Source organism: Xanthomonas euroxanthea (assembly GCF_900476395.1).
Taxonomy (GTDB): Bacteria; Pseudomonadota; Gammaproteobacteria; order Xanthomonadales; family Xanthomonadaceae; genus Xanthomonas; species Xanthomonas euroxanthea.
Genome location: NZ_UIHB01000002.1, coordinates 120,459 through 138,444, shown reverse-complemented (window position 1 = coordinate 138,444; position 17,986 = coordinate 120,459). Strand labels below are relative to the sequence as shown.

The window sequence follows — 17,986 nt, the reverse complement described above, 5'->3', positions numbered from 1 at the left end:
AGCGACGCAGCGCAAGCATGCGACGGTTCAGCCCTGCAAAAGAAACGCGCGGAGCTTGGGTCTCAGGTGAGTACGCAGCACCGTTGGCCTTCGCGCTGGCGCGCGTGCTTATCCGCGCGTTTTCGCATAGGCCGCCAACGCCGCGTCGCGGCCCTCGGCCAGACCGATGACCGGCGTACGCGGGTACTCCGGTGCCAGACGCGCCAAGGACAACGGATGCAGCCACGGCGCGAAGCGTTCCTTCACCGCAAGCTTGCCGAGTTCCGGTATCCAGCGCGTGATGTAGGCCGCCTGCGGATCGAACTTCTCCGCCTGCGTGACCGGGTTGAACACGCGGAAATACGGCGCTGCATCGGCGCCGGTACCGGCGACCCATTGCCAGCCCATCGTGTTGTTGGCCAGGTCCGCATCCACCAGCGTGTCCCAGAACCAGCGCGCGCCTTCGATCCAGTGCACGCGCAGATGCTTGCACAACAGGCTCGCCACGATCATGCGCACGCGGTTGTGCATCCAGCCGGTGTGCCAGAGCTGGCGCATGCCGGCATCGACGATCGGAATCCCGGTGCGGCCGCGCTGCCAGGCCTGCAACGCGACCGGGTCCACCTTGGCCCAGTCGAAGCCTTCGAAGCGCGGGTTGAGATTCTGGTTGGTGGTATCGGGAAAATGGTGCAGCAGGTGATACGCAAAATCGCGCCAGCCCAATTGGCGGATATAGCCGTCGATCTCCGCCGCGTTGCGTGCGTTGCGATTGGCTTCCAGCGTGCTGGCGATCCGCCACGGCGCGATCTCGCCGAAGTGCAGATGCGGCGACAGCTGCGAGGTGCCAACCCGATCGGGCCGGTCGCGGTTTTCGCGGTAGCCGGACAGCGCACCGTCGATGAAGATCTCCAGCATCTCGTGCGCGCCGGCCTCGCCGGGCTGCCAGTGGTCCCAGAAGCCCCGGTCCCAGTCCAGCGTCGGCAGCAACCCGAGCGTCTCCACCGCCACAGTCTTCACTTGCGCCGGCAACGGCGGCAGGCTGCGCGGTGCCGGCGCGGCAGCAGGCAATTGCAGCTGCGTGAGTGCGTTGCGCCAGAACGGGGTGAACACCTTATACGGGCCGCCCTGCTGCGTCGCCAACTGCCAGGGTTCGAACAGCAGTGCGGAGTTGCAGCTGTGCACCTCGATCCCGCGCTCACACAAGCTGCGCTTGATCTGCGCATCGCGCGGCTGTGTGGCCGGCTCGTACTTGCGGTTCCAGTACACCGCCACCGCCTTGGTCTGCGCGATCACCTCATCCAGTACCTGCGCGCTGTCACCGGCACGAATGACCAGGCCGCTGCCCAGCGCGCGCAAGGCCGCATCCAGTGCCGCAAGCGAGCGATGCCGCCAGCTCCGCGAGGCCGCGCCCGGTGTCCACTCGCCTTCTTCGTGCGGCGCATCGATATACAGCGGAATCGGCTGGTGCCCCGCATCCAGCGCAGCCTGCAAGGCCGGGTTGTCTTCCAGGCGCAGATCGCGACGGAACCAGACGATGGCGTATGACATACAAGCTCGGCAGCGACGATGAGGCGCGCAGGATAAGCCAGCCGCTGCAACGATGGCGCGATGCCGCAGCGACGGATTGCCGCCCGGCACCACGCGGGACGCTTACTCGAAACTGCCTACCGAGTCGTGGGCCAGATTGTCGAAACGGGTGTATTCGCCGAAGAACTTGAGCTTGCACGAACCGGTCGGTCCGCCGCGGTGCTTGCCGATGATGATCTCGGCCAGGCCCTTGTCCGGCGAATTTTCCTTGTTGTAATAGTCGTCGCGGTAGATGAACACGATCATATCCGCGTCCTGCTCGATCGCGCCGGATTCGCGCAGGTCGGCCATCACCGGGCGCTTGTCGGTACGTGTTTCCAGCGAGCGGTTGAGCTGCGACAACGCGATCACCGGCACGTTGAGTTCCTTGGCCAGGCCCTTGAGCGAACGCGAGATTTCCGAGATCTCGGTCGCACGGTTTTCGCTGTTGCCCGGCACCGACATCAGCTGCAGGTAGTCGATGACGATCAGCCCAAGGTCGTGCTCGCGCTTGAGTCGGCGGCACTTGGAACGCAGCACTTCCGGCGACACGCCCGGCGTGTCGTCGATGAAGATCTTGGTTTCCTTCAGCATCTTGATCGCGCCGGTCACCCGCGCCCAGTCCTCGTCTTCCAGCGCACCGGTACGCAGCCGCTGCGCATTGATGCGGCCATTGGACGAGATCAGGCGCATGGCCAGCTGCGAGGCCGACATTTCCATCGAGAACACCGCCACGCCCTTCTTGGATTTGATCGCGGCGTATTCGGCGATATTCAGCGCAAAGGTGGTCTTGCCCATCGCCGGACGCGCGGCCAGGATGATCAGGTCGGTCGGCTGCAGGCCGGAGGTCATCGCGTCGAAATCGTTGTAGCCGGTCGGCAGGCCGGTGATGTTGCCGCCGTTTTCGAAACGGCTGCGCAATTCTTCGAAGGCGTCCTTCAATGCGCCCGGCATCGCCACGAAGTCGGTGCGCCCTCGCGCGCCGGCCTCGGCGATCTTGAACACCGCCTTTTCCGCCGACGACAGCAACTCCACGCTTTCGCGACCCTCGGGCTGGAAGCCGTCGTTGACGATGGTGGTACCCACTTCGATCAGTTGCCGCAGCACCGCCTTGTCGCGCACGATCTCCGCGTAGGCGGCGATATTGGCTGCCGAGGGCGTGGTGCTGGCCAGCTCGATCAGGTAGGCGCCATCGCCCACCTGTTCCAGCTTGCCTTGCGATTCGAACCACTCGCCCAGGGTCACCGCATCGAAGGGGCGGTCCTTTTCGTTCAGTTCGCGAATCGCGCGGTAGATCAGGCGATGATCGCGGCGGTAGAAATCGTTGTCGGTCAGCTGGTCGTTGACCCGGTCGAACGCCTCCGGCGCCAGCATCAGCCCGCCGAGCACGGCCTGCTCGGCCTCGACCGAATGCGGCGGCACCCGCAACTGGTCAAGCCGCGGCTCGGGACGATCGTAATCGTCGTCGCGATCGCGATTGCGCTTGGAACGGAAACCAGGACGAGCAGACATGGACAAACAGACCTGACACGAGGGAGACGGAGGCAGGAAGCATAGTCATCGGCGACGCCGACGACCATGCACAACTCTGTGGATAACTGGTGGACAGCCGGTGCATCACCGTTCTACGCGGCAGCTGTCGCAACCGCCGAGACGCCTGCGGTGCCTGGGTTTTCGCCGCACCACCGGCCGCCATCGGCGGCCGCCTCCAGGCGCACCACCGCTGTGGTCAACTCAGCGCTTGAACTGTTCGGTCAGGCCCAGGAAGGCGTCGACAAAGCCCTGCAGGAACTTGCGGCTGTCGGCGTTGGCAATCTGGTTGTCGGCCCCGAACAGCCCGTCCTTGTACTGCAGGAAGACTTCCGGCTGGCCGAGCACATGCATGTCCAGATACGACAACACATTGCGCAGATGCTGCTGCGCGGTGGCGGTGCCGATCGCCCCGACCGAGATGCCGACCACGGCGGCCGGCTTACCCGCAAAGGCGCTGTCACCGTAGGGACGCGAGCCGGTATCGAGGGCGTTCTTGAGTACGCCGGGAATCGAGCGGTTGTATTCGGGAGTCACGAACAGCACCGCATCCGCCGCCCGGATCTGCTGCTTCAGCCGCGTGCCTTCAGCCGGAAAATCACCGTCGCGGTCCTGGTTGTACAGCGGGATGTCGCCGATTTCCAGGTACTCGAACACCGCCTTGTCGCCGGCCAGATGCTCCAGCGCGTGCGCCAGCTGGCGGTTGTAGGACGCTGCACGCAGGCTGCCGACCAGCACGGCGATGGTGATCTTGCTCATGGGAACGCTCCATTGGGGAATCAGCGCCCGACTTTAGTCAGCCTGGCGCTCATACCCGGTGAAGCGCGGCCGCCTCAGCGGCCGATTGCGGCGCGTTGCGTGCGCCAGTGCGCCTGCCAGGCCTGAAACATCAGCACCGTCCACAGATGGGTATGCCATTTGCGCTCGCCGCCATTGAAGTCGCGCCATAGCCCGGCCACGGTGTCGGCGGCGAACACGCCGTCGCGCTCCAGCGTGGCGTGCGCCAGCAGATCGTCGGCCCAGCCATGCAGATCCCCGCGCAGCCAGGCGCTCACCGGCGCGCCGAAGCCGCGCTTGCCGCGGTAGACCATCGGCTCGGGCAGATAGCGGCACAGCACGCGCTTGAGCAGGTACTTGCTCACCCCGTCGCGGTACTTCAGCGACAGCGGCAGCGACCAGGCGAACTCGGCCACGCGCCAGTCCAGCAACGGCGCGCGCGCTTCCAGCCCCACCGCCATGGTGGTGCGGTCCACCTTGCACAGCAGGTCGTCAGGCAGATAGGCGGCAAAGTCGGCCAGCATCATCGCGTCGGCCGGGGTACCGGAGCCGTGCAGCGGGTCGGCCAGGCTGTAGAAACTGTCGGGCTCGGTCGCGCCCAGCACCACCGCGGCCGGATCGCGCCAGCGCGAAATGCGGTTGCGGTAGATGTCGCCGATGCCGCGTGCGCCCGCCTCGGCCACCAGCGCGGCCAGGCCACCGGTGCGCGAGGACTCGCCGTTGCGGCGTGCCGCCAGCGCCATCAGCCGCCGTAGCGGCCCCGGCACCAGCCCATGCATGCGCCAGTTGCGCAGCGCACGCTGGTAACGGCCGTAGCCGAAGAACAACTCGTCGCCACCATCGCCGGACAGCGCCACCGTCACCCCGCCACGCGCCAGCCGTGCGACCAGCGCGGTCGGCACCTGCGAGGCATCGGCGAAAGGCTCGTCGAACATGTCCGGCAGGGTCGGCACCACCGCCAGCGCATCGGCGCCGCTGACGTACAGCTCGGTGTGGTCGGTGTGCAGATGCGTGGCCACCTCGCGCGCCAGCGGCGCCTCGTCGTGATGCGAGCCTTCGAAGCCGATGCTGAAGGTGTGCACCGGCTGGGTGCTCTGCGCCTGCATCATCGCGGTGACGATCGACGAATCGGTGCCGCCGGACAGGAACACGCCCACCGGCACGTCGGCCACCATGCGCAGCGCCACCGCATCGCGCAGCACCGCATCGAGCTGTTCCTCGGCCTGCACATCGCTGCCGGTGAACGGCGCCGCCAGTGCGCGCTGCATCGCTTCGCGCGCGTTCCAGAACGGCTGCTGCGCCTGGTCCGGCCGATGCGCCGCCGCGCCGGCCGCCACCATCTGCGCGTCCAGCCGCAGCACGCGCCCGGGCATCAACTTGAAGGTCCGCTCGTGGATGCAGGCCGGCGCCGGGATGTAGCCCAGCCGCAGCAGCAGGGTCAGCGCATTGCGATCGACGCCGTTATCGAACTCCGGGTGCTGCCACAGCGCCTTGAGTTCGGAACCGAACACCAGCGTGTCGCCGGCCCAGCCGTAGTACAGCGGCTTCTTGCCGACGCGGTCGCGGGCCAGAGACAGGCAGTTGTCGCGCTCGTCCCACAGCGCCAGCGCGAACATGCCGTTGCAGCGGGTCAGGGTGTCGTCCAGCCCCCACTCCACCACCGCCGCCAACAGCACTTCGGTATCGGAATGACCACGGAAACGGTGCCCGAGCGCGGACAGGGCCGCGCGCAACTGCGCGAAGTTGTAGATCTCGCCGTTGTAGGCCAGCACATAACGGCCATCGGCCGAGCGCATCGGCTGATGGCCGAGCGGCGACAGATCCAGGATGCTCAGGCGTTGATGCGCAAGCGCCACGCCGGCCTGCGCATCGCACCAGGTGCCGGCATCGTCGGGGCCGCGATGACGCAAGGCGGCCCCCATCGGCCGCACCAGGGCGTCGAGTTGTTCGCCATGCATGCGTGGCGAGGCCAGCAGCAGTCCAGCCAATCCACACATCGTCAGTGCTCCTGCCGGCAGCGCATGCCACTCATGCCGTCACCGCGCCGGGTGCCGGTGCCGGCATTGCGATGAAACCAGGTACTGCCTGCACACGCTGCAGCCAGGCACCGATCGCCGGCCAGCGCTCCAGATCGAAGCCGCCGTCCTCGGCGCAATGGGTGTAGGCAAACAGCGCGATGTCGGCGATGCCGTAGTCGCTGCCGGTGAACCAGCGGTGCTGCTGCAGATGCTGTTCCATCACCGCCAACGCCTGCTCGCCGCGTGCGCGCAGCTGCGGCAATTCGGCGCGGCGCGCGGCATCGCGCGGCGTCCACAGGCTGATGAAACGCGCCACCGCCACATACGGCTCATGGCTGTACTGCTCGAAGAACATCCAGCTCAGGGCCTGCGCACGCTGCCACGCGTCGGTGGGCAGATATGGGGTGCCTTCGGCCAGCCAGAACAGGATTGCGTTGGATTCGACCAGCACGCGGCCGTCGTCGCGTTCCACCATCGGCACCTTGCCATTGGGATTGATGGCCAGATACGCAGGCGTGCGGGTTTCGCCGGCGACGCTGTCGACCTCGACCCAGTGATAGCGGCTGCCCAGTTGCTCCAGCAGCAGGCGCACCTTGTAGCAGTTGCCGGAACTGGACATGCCATGGACGGTCAACGGGGGACGCACGCTCGACATCAGGCTGGCTCCGCGGCAGCAACGAGGGGCTGGCAGTGTCACAGCCCCGCGAGTCTTTGCAAAGCCCTGCGCCGATTCTGCCGCAAGGCGTGGCCGCGGTTACGTGCGCCGCGGGCGGCGCGCCTCAGCGCATCGCCACCAGCGCCACCGGCACCCCCAGCACGGCAATCAGCATGCCCAGCACCGACAACGTCAATGCCAGCGCACCAAAGGCACGCGCCCGTGTACCGCCGGTCGCACCGGCGACCGCCTGGACCGCCGCGATCGACCACCACAGCCCGCCCAGCAGCATCAGCAGCACCGCCATGGCCAGCTGCGCCAGCCTGGCTGGATCATGCACGCCGGTGCCGAACAGCACCCTATCGCCGCCGAGCGCGGCCAGCGCCGCCAGCAGGCAGACCAGCCATGGCAATGCGCTGCCCAGCAGCGCCGGCAGCAACGCACCGACCTGTGCGACACCGCCCATCCAGCGCAGCATCCGCTGCAGCAGCACGCAGCCCACCAGCGCGATGGCCAGCATGATCACCACGGCGATGGCGTGCACCCACAGCAGCCGCGGATGCACCCACATCCAGCTCGAGAGCACGACGACCATGCCGAATACACACCACGCGCTCCAGCGCGCACCGGGCTGCGCGTGCAAGCGCTGCGCAACGGTGTGCGGATCGAACAGCATCCCGCCCAGGCCACCGCCGCGCCACCAGGCCAGGCATGCCAGCACCAGCACGACCAGCGCCAGCAGCCCGGCCAGCGGATAGACGAAGACGTGCATCTCCAGCGGCTGTCTGCGCGGATGCGGCTTGAGATCGTGATTGAAGTACAGCAGGTCGCGGGCACGCTCCATGTCGGCGGCCGCACGCTTCACGCCGCTGGCGGGGATGCGGTCGGACAGGCGCTGCCACTCGCCGACGATGACGATGCGTCCCTGGTGCATGGAGACCGTGCGCGAGAAGCGGAACCAGGGGTTGGCGACCACCTGCGTATCGGCCTCCACCTGCACCGCCGGATCGACCCGCACCCGCACGGTCTGCCGCGCCAGCCGCGGGCCGTCCAGTGCCAGCGGGCTCTTGCGCGCCGCGGCGGGCAAGGTGTCCATCCATTCACCGAGCTGGAACAGCGGGAAGCCGACTTCGTCGCCCTCGTCGGCCGGCCACTCCAGGCGATAGGCCTCGTGCGTGCGTACGTTCAGTCGATCGGTCGCGTCGATGGTCGGCACGCCGACCTGGGTCAGCGCGGTGTAGTACTGCTGCATGAATTCCAGATAGTGTTCGCCGACCGCCTGCGCGCCGTTGTCGTCGAAACTGGTCGCCACACGTTCGCCGCGCCCCTGCCGGTACGTCGTGTCCACGCTGAAGGTCGCCACGCGCTGCGGCTTGCGCAGCGACACCGCGATCTCCTCCTCCACCTCGATCAGCGGCAGCGTCGGCATCGGCGATGGCACCGCCACCAGGTCGCGCTGGCCGGCCATCACCGGCAGGCCACGCACGAACGGCAACGGCAGCCGTTGCGCAAGCGGGCCCTCTTCGCGATCGCGCGTGGCATCCACCCATACCTCGCCCTGCGGCAGGTGCGCGCGTACCACCACATGATCGAACGCATACGGACTGGGCAAGCGCAGATCCAGTCCCTGGCCCTTGTCGCTGCTGACCAGCACCGGCTCGGCGCGGATGCCGGCCAGCTGCAGCAGCGCAATCAGCAGCGTGGCCTTGTCCTTGCAGTCGCCATAGCGGTTGCGCAGCGTCACCTCCGGCGTATGCGGCGCGTGCGAGTTCTCACCCATGTCCAGGCCGACGTAGCGGATTTCGCCCTGCACGAAGGCCACTGCACGCAGCAGTGCGCCCTGCGGGTCGTCGCTACGCAGCTGCAGGCTCTGCACCATGCCCTCGGCCGCGCGTGCGTCCTTGAACGCGCGCGGATACAGCTGCGCTGCCCACGCCGCCACCGTTTCCCAATTGCCGGCCGTGGACACTTCGATCAGGCCATACGGATCGACATCCTCCGGGGTGTCTTTTTCCTCCTGCACCGCGGGCAGGTCGTGCGCTGCAATGTCCAGCGTCGCCACGTCGCCGGCGCGGCTGACGTTGCGGCTGAAGCCTGGCGCGCTCACCCGCCACTGCAATCCCATCCCGGCGGGATACCGCACGCGCACCCGGCGCTCGCCCAGCGATACGCCGTAGCGCGCATCGAACACGTCGTAATAACCCTTGCCGAACACCGGATTGCTGCCAGTGATGGTCACCCCATAGTCGACCCGGTCGCCCACGCGCAGGTCCGGCAAGGTGATCGACAGCGTCAGCGCGCCATCGATCAGGCCCTCTTCCAGTCCGCTTTCGCGGCGCAACCGGGCGTAGTGCGCCTGTGTGCGCATGTCGATGCGCCTGCCGTCGCGCCAGACCTCCAGGCTGTTGAGCGCCAGCTGCTGGTACTGCGGCTGGTAATCGATGGAGATCTGTCCGGCTTCGTCCAGACTTTTCGCACGCTGCACGGTGTAACTGAGGCGGCGATACGCCTGCGGCGCGGCGCCGGTCAGATCGACCTGATCGGAGACCAGCTCATAGCGCAACCCGCTGGCACCGGGCACCTTGTCGGGCACCGCATCGGCGATGACCCAGGCCGGTGGTGGCGCCATGCGCGGCGCCTCGCTGGCCTGTGCCGGTGCGATCGCGCTCGCAACCACCGCCAGCACGCAGAGCATCCAGGACACGCCACGCAGGCGCCGCCTTCCATCCTTGTCGATCAACACCCACTCCTCGTCAAAACGCATTGAGTCCCGTCAACGCACGCCCGACCACCAACTGATGCACGGTCTCGGTGCCCTCGTAGGTGATCACCGATTCCAGGTTCAGCGCATGCCGGATCGCCACATGCTCGGTGGTGATGCCGGCCGCGCCGAGCAGATCGCGGCACTCGCGCGCTACGTCCAGGGCCATGCGGCAATTATTCCATTTTGCCAGCGAGATCTGTTCGGGCCGCAGCTGGCCGGCTTCCTTCAGGCGTCCGAGCTGCAGCGCCAGCAGCTGCGCAGTGGAAATCCGCCGGGCCATGTCGGCCAGCTTGATCTGCGCGCTCTGCGTGGCCGCCAGTGGCCGGCCGAACAGGATGCGCTGCCCGCTGTAGGCCAGCGCCTCGCGCAGGCAGGCCACCGCCGCACCGATCGCACCCCAGGCAATGCCGTAGCGCGCCTGATTGAGGCAATTCAACGGCGCCTTCAGACCGGCCGCGTTCGGCAACCGCATTTGCTCGGGCACATAGACATCGTCCAGGAACAGGCCCGAGGTCACCGACGCGCGCAGGCTCATCTTGTGCCCGATGTCCTGCGCACGGAAGCCGGCGCAGCCGGTCTCCACCAGAAAGCCGCACACCCCGTCATCGGTATGCGCCCAGATGATCGCAATGCCGGCGATGCTGCCGTTGGTGATCCACATCTTGGACCCGTTCAAGCGCCAGCCATCGCCCTGCCGTACCGCGCGCGTGGTCATCGCGGCCGGGTCCGAGCCACCCTGGGCTTCGCTCAACCCGAAACAGCCGATCAGACGCCCCGCTGCCATCTCCGGTAGCCAGCGCTGGCGCTGTTCGTCGCTACCGTAGGCATGGATCGGGTACATGCACAGCGAGGACTGCACGCTGACGAAACTGCGCAGGCCGCTGTCGCCGCGCTCCAGTTCCTGGCAGATCAATCCGTACGCCACCGCGCCCAGGCCCGCGCCGCCATCGCGTACCGGCAGGCTGGCGCCCAGCAGGCCGAGCTCCGCCAGTTCCGGCACCCATTCGCGCGGGAAGCGCCCTGCATCGAAGGCGTCGCCGATCGCCGGCAGCACCCGCGTGTCGGTGAAGCGCGCCACCGCATCCTGCACTGCCCGCTCTTCATCGGTCAGCAACGCGCGTACATCGAACAGGTCATCGGGGCGTACCGGCATGTCGGCTTCCACTGCAGGAGAAGCAACGATTATCAGCCAGTTGCCGGCCGGACATGGCGGCGCCAGTGCAGCGCACGGGATGCACCGTTGGCGCCTGGAAACGAAAAGAGCCGGCAATGCCGGCTCCTTTCTTGCTACTGCAGCGATCCCGGGTGGGTGGCTGCCAGCGATTTACTGGCGCGTGCTGCCCGCATCCACACGGACGCCGCGGTCACCGGCCGTCGAGGCGGTCTGGGTCACCAGCTGACCGTCGACCACCGGCAGGCGGTCGCTGGCCGGCTTGTCGTTCATGCGTACGGTCTTTTCGAAACCGTCGTAACGGTAGGTCACGTCGTAGGCCACCACGTTGTCGGCATCGCCCAGCGAGATGCGCTCGCCCGGCTTGCTGTCCATGCGCATGGTGCCGGTGGTGCCGTCGGCATTGCGGTAGGTCACGTCGTAGCCCACCACGCGCGAGGACTGCGAATTGGCGTTTTCGGTATGGCACTGGCGCTCGGTGCGGTCCACCACGCGGCCACCGACATGGTTACGGTCCACACGGTTACCGACCATGCCGCCACCGACCGCGCCGGCCACCGTGGCCAGCTTGCGGCCGTTGCCGCCGCCGACCTGGTTGCCGAGCAGGCCGCCGATCACCGCACCGGCGACGGTGCCGCCGACATTGCCATCGCGCTCGGGCAGACGTTCCTGCACCACCACGTCGCGGCAGACTTCACGCGGCGAGGAGCTGGTGGTGGTTTCGCGGATGGCCGCACTGTTGACGACCTGTGCGTACTGCGGCTCGCGCTCGGTGATCGGTGCCACCTTGACCACGTCGGCGTATTCCAGACCACGCGGTGCCGGCTCGCCGTTGGCGACGAAATCGCCGGATGACGGGCGATTGTTCATAAAGGCAGCAGTGGCCACGCCTCCGACCAGCAACGCACCAGCAGCGACCAGTATAGTTGTCGTATTGCTCTTCATGATCCAGCTCCGTGCGGACACGCCGCGTTGTTGACGGCGTGATTCCAGCACGTGAACCCTGAACAAAAACGCCCTCGCTCATGAACGCCGCAGTTAAGTTCAGCTAGCGGTTACTTCATGCGCTTCTAACAGCCGGAGCATTCGCATGCGCAACCCCATCACCTCGCGCGCCCTGGAGTGGGCCAGCAAGCTGCGCTACCCCACCTTGTTCAAGCTGGCTGCGGCGCTGTTTCTGGTCGACCTGGCGCTCCCGGATCCGATCCCGTTCCTGGACGAGCTGCTGTTCGGCCTGACCTCGCTGCTGCTGGCCAACTGGAAGACGCGCAAGGCGCCGCTGCCCGCGCCGGTGCGCCGCGATTGATGCAGCTGGTCGATAGCCATTGCCACCTGGATGCCGGCGAGTTCGAGCACGACCGCGCCGCGGTGATCGCGCGCGCGCAGGCGGCCGGTGTCGTGCAGCAGGTGATCCCGGCGGTCACCGCCGCCAGCTGGCCGCAGCTGCGCAGCGTCTGCACCCAGGCCCCCGGCTTGCACCCGGCCTACGGGCTGCACCCGATCTTTCTCGAGCAGCACCGTCCCGATCATCTGGAACTGCTGGCCGAATGGATCGAGCGCGAGCGGCCCTGCGCCATCGGCGAGTGCGGGCTGGACTTCTATCTGGACGGGCTGGACGCGCAGACGCAGCGCGATTATTTCGACGGGCAACTGCAGCTGGCCAAGCGCTTCGAGCTGCCGCTGATCGTGCATGCGCGGCGCGCCACCGAAGAGGTCATCGCCCGCATCAAGGCCGTGGGCGGCCTGCGTGGTGTGGTGCACAGCTTTGCCGGCAGCCCCGAACAGGCGCAGCAATTGTGGAAGCTGGATTTCATGATCGGCCTGGGCGGCCCGGTGACCTACCCGCGCGCCAATCGCCTGCGCGGCCTGGTTGCAACGATGCCGCTGGAGTGGCTGCTGCTGGAAACCGATGCGCCGGATCAGCCCGACGCCAGCATCCGCGGCCAACGCAACGAGCCGGCCTACCTGCGCACGGTGCTGGACTGCATCGCACAGCTACGCGGCGAGGCGGCCGAGCACATCGCCGCGCAGACCACCGCCAACGCACGGCGGTTGTTCGGGTTGCCGGCCTGATTGCACTGCCCGTTGCCGCATGACACGGCAACGCGCGCACTCACCCCGCCGAGGCAGCCTCGGCAACAGGCCTGGCAGCAGCCACCTTCGGCTTGAGCAACATCTCCAGCGCCTTACCCACCGCGACAAACGCAAAGGTGCCGGTGATATGCGTGGCTGCGCCCAGCCCGGCTCCGCAATCCAGCTTGAGCGTGGCGTCGGCATCCAGCTGCGGGCGGATGCCGCAGACGCTGCCATCGGCCTGCGGGTATTTGACGTTCTCCAGCGAGTACACCGCCGGCACGCCGAAATAGCGCTGCGGATTCTTGGGGAAGTTGAACTCGCTGCGCAGCTTCTTGCGGATCAGCGCCAGCATCGCGTCGTGTTCGGTGCGCGAGACATCGCGTACCCGCACCAGGGTGGGATCGGTGCGTCCGCCGGCGGCGCCCACCGTCAGCAAGGGCAACTTGCGTCGGCGGCACCAGGCGATGGTTTCCACCTTCACCCGGAAGCTGTCGCAGGCATCGATCACCAGGTCGAACGCATCGCCGAGCAGCTGTTCGATATTGCCGGCGGTGAGGAACGACTCCACCGCGTCGGCGTCGATTTCCGGGTTGATCGCCACGCAGCGTTCGGCCATTGCGCGCGCCTTGTTGCGTCCGTACTGCCCGGCCAGCGCCGGCAGCTGCCGGTTGGTGTTGGACACGCACAGGTCGTCGGCATCGATCAGGCGGATATGGCCGACGCCGGTACGCGCCAGCGCCTCGACCACCCACGAGCCCACGCCGCCCATCCCCACCACCGCCACGCGGCAGGCGGCCAGCCGCTCCACCGTGCCGACTCCGTACAGCCGGTCGATACCGGCAAAGCGTTCACGCCATTGTGCTTTCATCGGCCTATTTTACGCGCGCCGCTCAACGCGCGCCCATCGACATACTGATGTCCGCGTCCACCGGAGTTCCGTCCATGCCCGCCCCGCCCACCGAACAATCGCGCGCGTCCCGCTATGCCTTCCTGCTGGTGCTGGGCATCCTGATCGGGCTGGTATGCACGGTGATGGTGGCGCGCGCGCTGCAGGCCAGGCGCAACCCGGTGCCGGACAGCCTGATGCAGGTGATGGCTTACCAGCTGCGCGGCCTGCAACCCGATACCGATGGTGGCTGCAATCTCACAAGGCAGCGAGCGCGACTGCAATCGTTGCGCCTGCTTGCCGACGAACTGGAGCCGGCCTTTCCAGACATCGGCGAGGACCGCCGCTTCGGCGAGCATGCCAGCGCCCTGCGCACCGTCCTGGACCAGGCACAGCGCACGCCGCCAGCCGATTGCGCCGCGCTTGCCGCAGTCAGGCCACAGATCAATGACGCCTGCGAGGCCTGTCATCGCGACTTCCGCTGACCGCCAGCGCGCGCCCAGGCGCTACGCATTGCCGCGGTGGTGAACAGGACGCTCGGGTTTCGTTAAGCCTGGAGTGATGCAGTTGGCAGACCGTTCACCCGGACCAACACAGGATGACGTCGCCGCGGCCCTGACCGCTTTTTCGAACCACCCCGGAGAGACCTCATGAAGACCCGACTGCTCGTCATTGGCCTGGCTGCAACCGCGACGCTGGTTGGCTGCGCCACCTCCCAGCCCCAGTACGGCAGCTACCGCGGCGACCGCGGCTATGACCAGGGCTACTCGCAGCCGCAGGCACGCTGTGTGGATTGCGGCATCGTGACCCGCATCGATGAAGTCGGCCCAACCCGCAGCGCTCCCACCGGCACCGGCGCGGTGCTCGGCGGCATCGTCGGCGCGGTGGCCGGGCGCCAGATCTCCAAGGAGACCGGTGGCAGCAAGGGCAACAAGAACGTCTCGGCCGTGGCCGGTGCCGCCGCCGGCGCGGTGGCGGGCAATGCGATCCAGAACAACGTCACCAGCGAGAGCTTCGATGTGCAGGTGCGCATGGACGATGGCCGCGTCATCGTGGTGAACCAGCGCGATCTGGCCGGCGTGCGCGAAAACGCCTATGTGCGTGTGGTCAACGGCAAGGTCGTGCTGCGCTGATCGACGCAGGCAGCCGGAGCGCCAGCACAACGACGGCGCTCATCGTCAGGTGGGCGCGGTTGGCCGCCGGAACCGGCATGGACCACGCGTGCAATGCGATTGCTCCGCACCTGCCTGACAACTGCTCGCTACATTCGATTCGCCAGCGTCGGCGAGACGACAGAAAGGCCCGGCAACGGGCCTTTCTGCTGTCTGCACGATGGCCTGGCGTGTCGCGCCTCGCTCAGACCACCTGCACCGCGTCGGCCTGCAGGCCCTTCTGTCCCTGCACGACGGTGAAGCTGACCTTCTGGCCTTCCTTGAGGCTTTTGAAGCCCTGGATCTGGATCGCACGGAAATGGACGAAGACGTCCTCGCCGTTTTCGCGACTGATGAAGCCAAAGCCCTTGGCATCGTTGAACCACTTCACGACACCATTCTCGCGTTCGATATTGGACATCTCGACTGACTCCCTACGACACTGTGATGGACTGACGGTGGTGGCTGTGATTGCAAGGAGGAAGCGAGGTACAAGGATGTAGCGGATCGAACGATCTACCGCATCAGGCCACGATTCACGGTGACCGTTGCAAACAGCAGCGCTGGCAACTTAACCCGCACAAAACGAATTTTCAAGCAGGCCTTGCACAATTTTGTCAAGCCTGAAACAGGACATTTTTGAACCTCATGGATACGACCGTCGTCTACTACATCCTGGCTGGCGTGCTGGTACTGATCGGCCTTGCCGGGGTCGTCCTGCCAGCGCTCCCGGGCCTGCCGCTGGTGTTCGCAGGACTGCTGGTGGCCGCCTGGGCCGATGGCTTCGCCCATGTCGGCTGGGTGGCGCTGGTGATCCTGGGCCTGATGACCGCGTTGTCGTTTGCGATCGACTTCCTCGCCACGGTGTACGGCGCCCAGCGGGTGGGTGCCAGCAAGGCGGCATTGTGGGGATCGGTGATCGGCTCGGTCGCCGGCATCTTCTTCATGCCGATCGGCCTGTTCGTCGGCCCGTTCGCCGGCGCGTGGCTCGGCGAATACTGGCAGACCCGCAAGTCCGACCAGGCCACCAAGGTCGGCATCGGCACCTGGCTGGGCATCGTGTTCGGCACCGCGACCAAGCTGGCGCTCGGCCTGTGCATGCTGGGCGTGTTCGCCATCGCCTGGTTCTTCTAGCGGCTCGCGACGGCCCGACAACGAGCACTTGTTTGCGTGCAGGCTCGTCCTGACGAGGACGGCGCAAGCGTTCGTCGGCTGCCGACCTCCTTCAATTGCAGCATCGCCAGGATGTTATGCCACCGTGTACACATCGCGTATGCAGGCGCGACCGTTAAGCTTCGCATCTGACGCGCCTGCCTGGCGCCTTCTTCGGCCAGACTGCCCATGTCCAAGCACCGCACCCGTCCCCTGATGCTGATCGCCCTGGCGGCCGCGCCGCTGGCGCACGCCCAGGAAATCGCCCCCACTCCGGCTTCGCCGCAGGCCTGCACCTCCGTCACCTCGGATGCGGCGCGGCTGGCCTGTTACGACCAGGCGCTGGGCTACACGCCGCAATTGACCGCCGAGGCCGACGCCGCCGCGCAGATCGCCAAGCAGAAGGAGTCCAAGCCGCAGGATGAGCGCGCCATCAGCCGCGTTGGCGATTTCTTCCGCGCCGATGGCCAGGACCAGCCCAAGGCGGAGGCAGTTGCCAATGCCGGCCGCGGCTCGTTGCTGGATCGCCGCTGGGAGCTGGCCAAGGATTCCAAGCTGGGCACCTTCCAGCTGCGCGGTTACAAGCCGGTCTACCTGTTGCCGGCGTTCTGGACAAGCGATTCCAACCGCACCCCGCAGTCGCCGAATCCGGCCAACTCGGTGTCCACCCCGCAGCAACTGGACAGTACCGAACTGAAGTTCCAGCTCAGCTTCAAGACCAAGGTGGTCGAAGATCTGTTCGGCGACAACGGCGACATCTGGATGGGCTACACCCAGAGCTCGCGCTGGCAGGCCTACAACAGCGATGCCTCGCGCCCGTTCCGCGAAACCAATTACGAGCCGGAAGCGATGCTGGTGTTCCGCAACAACTACAGCCTGTTCGGCTGGAAGGGCCGCATGAGCGGCATCAGCATCAACCACATGTCCAATGGCCGCGAAGATCCGCTGTCGCGCTCCTGGAACCGGGTCATCCTCAACATCGGCCTGGATCGCGAGAACTGGGCGCTGACGTTGCGCCCGTGGTTCCGCATCAAGGAAGACCGTGCCGATGACAACAATCCCGATATCGAGGATTACATGGGCCGTGGCGATGCCACGCTGGTCTACAACAAGGACGGGCACGAAGTGGCGTTGATCGCGCGGCATTCGCTGCGCGGCGGCGACCGCTCGCACGGCTCGGTGCAGCTGGATTACGGCTTCCCGATCACCAACCTGCTGCGCGGTCACGTGCAGGTGTTCGACGGCTACGGCGAAAGCCTGATCGACTACAACCACAAGGCCACCTACATCGGCCTGGGCGTGTCGTTGCTGGAGTGGTTCTAAACAGGTCGCGTTGCTGCAGTGAGCAACGTCCAGCCTCATTGAAAAGCCGGCATGCGCGCATGCCGGCTTTTTACTTATGCGATTGCGGGTAGACAACAGCGCAGCAGACCACCCTGCGCCATGTCCATGAAACGGCTTTGCTGGATGACGCGGTGTTGGCGGCGATCAGACGTCGAAGAAATCGACCTTGCCATCTTTCAAGGTGTAGTACGCACCGACCACGCGGACATTGCCTGCACGCAGCGGTTCGAGCAGCGCCGGTTCGGACGCGCCCCGCAGGCGGTCCACGGTGCGCTTGACGTTGGCCTTGACCGAGGCCGCCAGCAGGTCGTCGCCGCCCTTGCTCTTGGCGGTCAGCACGGCCGGGACGATGGGCTCGATCATCGCGCCGATCGCACCGGGGAAGAAGGCGTTCTGCTCCACCACCGACACCGCCGCAGCGACCGCGCCACAGCTTTCGTGGCCCATCACCACCACCAGCGGCACGCCGAGCTGGCTGACCGCGTATTCGATCGATCCCAACGCGGTGGTGTCGACGGTATTGCCGGCATTGCGGACGATGAACATCTCGCCCAGGCCACGCCCGAACAGCAACTCCGGGGGTACCCGCGAATCCGAGCACGACACCAGGATCACGAACGGGGTCTGCCCCAGCGCCAGTTCCAGACGGCGCTTGCTGTCGGAAATGACCTTTTTGGGGCGGTTTTCCACGAACGCGGCATTGCCGTCACGCAGGATCTGCAAGGCCTGCTCGGCATTGAGATCGGTCTTCTTCGACGGCGCCGCGCCCGCGGCAAACGGCAGTGACGCGGCGGCGGCGGCAATCGGCGCACAACAGGCGCATTGCAGCAGTTTTCGACGGGATGCGGAATGCGACATGGACGAGCCCCTGCTCTCTGGTTGTCTCGCGATCGTACACCGGGCCAGGCGCGGCACCA

At 66.6% G+C, this 17,986-nt stretch carries 17 protein-coding genes; 6 read left to right on the top strand and 11 right to left on the bottom strand.

Going from position 1 to position 17,986, the window contains the following annotated elements; translation table 11 throughout:
- Window positions 1-108: 108 nt before the first annotated feature.
- The 8 genes from CPBF1521_RS07680 to CPBF1521_RS07645 all read right to left on the bottom strand — a co-directional run bounded on the left by CPBF1521_RS07680 (window position 109) and on the right by CPBF1521_RS07645 (window position 11,405).
- Window positions 109-1,527, bottom strand: a complete 1,419-nt coding sequence (locus tag CPBF1521_RS07680) for a cryptochrome/photolyase family protein (protein ID WP_115676630.1) — start codon at window positions 1,525-1,527, stop codon at window positions 109-111.
- Between the two features lie 102 nt (window positions 1,528-1,629).
- The gene (locus tag CPBF1521_RS07675) at window positions 1,630-3,057 is read right to left on the bottom strand and encodes a replicative DNA helicase (protein WP_104583351.1); all 1,428 of its coding nucleotides are present in this window, start codon (window positions 3,055-3,057) and stop codon (window positions 1,630-1,632) included.
- 222 nt (window positions 3,058-3,279) lie between these two features.
- A complete protein-coding gene (locus tag CPBF1521_RS07670) occupies window positions 3,280-3,834 on the bottom strand; it encodes an NADPH-dependent FMN reductase (RefSeq protein WP_104583352.1) in 555 nt (184 codons plus the stop codon).
- Window positions 3,835-3,908: 74 nt separating this feature from the next.
- Window positions 3,909-5,849, bottom strand: coding sequence for an asparagine synthase (glutamine-hydrolyzing) (gene asnB, locus CPBF1521_RS07665; protein WP_104648376.1), 1,941 nt, complete (start codon window positions 5,847-5,849; stop codon window positions 3,909-3,911).
- A gap of 31 nt (window positions 5,850-5,880) precedes the next feature.
- Window positions 5,881-6,525, bottom strand: a complete 645-nt coding sequence (locus CPBF1521_RS07660) for a glutathione S-transferase family protein (protein WP_164739663.1) — start codon at window positions 6,523-6,525, stop codon at window positions 5,881-5,883.
- A gap of 124 nt (window positions 6,526-6,649) precedes the next feature.
- Window positions 6,650-9,220 (bottom strand): DUF3857 domain-containing protein, encoded by a 2,571-nt coding sequence (locus CPBF1521_RS07655; protein WP_115677061.1) that lies wholly within the window; start codon window positions 9,218-9,220, stop codon window positions 6,650-6,652.
- Window positions 9,221-9,278: 58 nt separating this feature from the next.
- Window positions 9,279-10,454 carry an acyl-CoA dehydrogenase family protein gene (locus tag CPBF1521_RS07650; protein ID WP_181901154.1) on the bottom strand — a complete coding sequence of 392 codons (1,176 nt, stop codon included), beginning with the start codon at window positions 10,452-10,454 and terminating at the stop codon, window positions 9,279-9,281.
- Window positions 10,455-10,613: 159 nt separating this feature from the next.
- Window positions 10,614-11,405 carry a glycine zipper 2TM domain-containing protein gene (locus tag CPBF1521_RS07645; protein WP_006451921.1) on the bottom strand — a complete coding sequence of 264 codons (792 nt, stop codon included), beginning with the start codon at window positions 11,403-11,405 and terminating at the stop codon, window positions 10,614-10,616.
- Between the two features lie 145 nt (window positions 11,406-11,550).
- On the opposite strand from CPBF1521_RS07645, the gene CPBF1521_RS07640 reads away from it, so the two are divergent.
- Together CPBF1521_RS07640 and CPBF1521_RS07635 are read left to right on the top strand one after the other, a co-directional pair.
- Window positions 11,551-11,766 (top strand): DUF6116 family protein, encoded by a 216-nt coding sequence (locus CPBF1521_RS07640; RefSeq protein ID WP_115676629.1) that lies wholly within the window; start codon window positions 11,551-11,553, stop codon window positions 11,764-11,766.
- On the top strand, window positions 11,766-12,533 hold the full coding sequence (locus CPBF1521_RS07635) for a TatD family hydrolase (RefSeq protein ID WP_115676628.1): 768 nt from the start codon (window positions 11,766-11,768) through the stop codon (window positions 12,531-12,533). Before CPBF1521_RS07640 ends, CPBF1521_RS07635 begins: the two co-directional genes overlap by 1 nt.
- Before the next feature lie 40 nt (window positions 12,534-12,573).
- Here CPBF1521_RS07635 and CPBF1521_RS07630 read toward each other — a convergent pair whose 3' ends face one another.
- A complete protein-coding gene (locus CPBF1521_RS07630) occupies window positions 12,574-13,404 on the bottom strand; it encodes a tRNA threonylcarbamoyladenosine dehydratase (protein ID WP_104570554.1) in 831 nt (276 codons plus the stop codon).
- Between the two features lie 74 nt (window positions 13,405-13,478).
- On the opposite strand from CPBF1521_RS07630, the gene CPBF1521_RS07625 reads away from it, so the two are divergent.
- Entirely contained in the window at window positions 13,479-13,907 is a 429-nt protein-coding gene (locus CPBF1521_RS07625) for a hypothetical protein (protein WP_115676627.1), read from the top strand.
- Between the two features lie 165 nt (window positions 13,908-14,072).
- Complete coding sequence (locus tag CPBF1521_RS07620; RefSeq protein ID WP_104583358.1) at window positions 14,073-14,555, top strand: glycine zipper 2TM domain-containing protein; 483 nt, start codon at window positions 14,073-14,075, stop codon at window positions 14,553-14,555.
- 223 nt (window positions 14,556-14,778) lie between these two features.
- Here CPBF1521_RS07620 and CPBF1521_RS07615 read toward each other — a convergent pair whose 3' ends face one another.
- Entirely contained in the window at window positions 14,779-14,994 is a 216-nt protein-coding gene (locus CPBF1521_RS07615) for a cold-shock protein (protein ID WP_003483561.1), read from the bottom strand.
- Window positions 14,995-15,221: 227 nt separating this feature from the next.
- Here CPBF1521_RS07615 and CPBF1521_RS07610 point away from each other — a divergent pair, with 227 nt between their 5' ends.
- Both CPBF1521_RS07610 and CPBF1521_RS07605 read left to right on the top strand, forming a co-directional pair.
- The gene (locus tag CPBF1521_RS07610; protein WP_115676626.1) at window positions 15,222-15,707 is read left to right on the top strand and encodes a DUF456 domain-containing protein; all 486 of its coding nucleotides are present in this window, start codon (window positions 15,222-15,224) and stop codon (window positions 15,705-15,707) included.
- Between the two features lie 207 nt (window positions 15,708-15,914).
- The gene (locus tag CPBF1521_RS07605; protein ID WP_115676625.1) at window positions 15,915-17,048 is read left to right on the top strand and encodes a phospholipase A; all 1,134 of its coding nucleotides are present in this window, start codon (window positions 15,915-15,917) and stop codon (window positions 17,046-17,048) included.
- Window positions 17,049-17,213: 165 nt separating this feature from the next.
- On the opposite strand, the gene CPBF1521_RS07600 is transcribed toward CPBF1521_RS07605, so the two are convergent.
- On the bottom strand, window positions 17,214-17,852 hold the full coding sequence (locus tag CPBF1521_RS07600; protein WP_181116164.1) for a carbonic anhydrase: 639 nt from the start codon (window positions 17,850-17,852) through the stop codon (window positions 17,214-17,216).
- Between the last annotated feature and the right edge of the window lie 134 nt (window positions 17,853-17,986).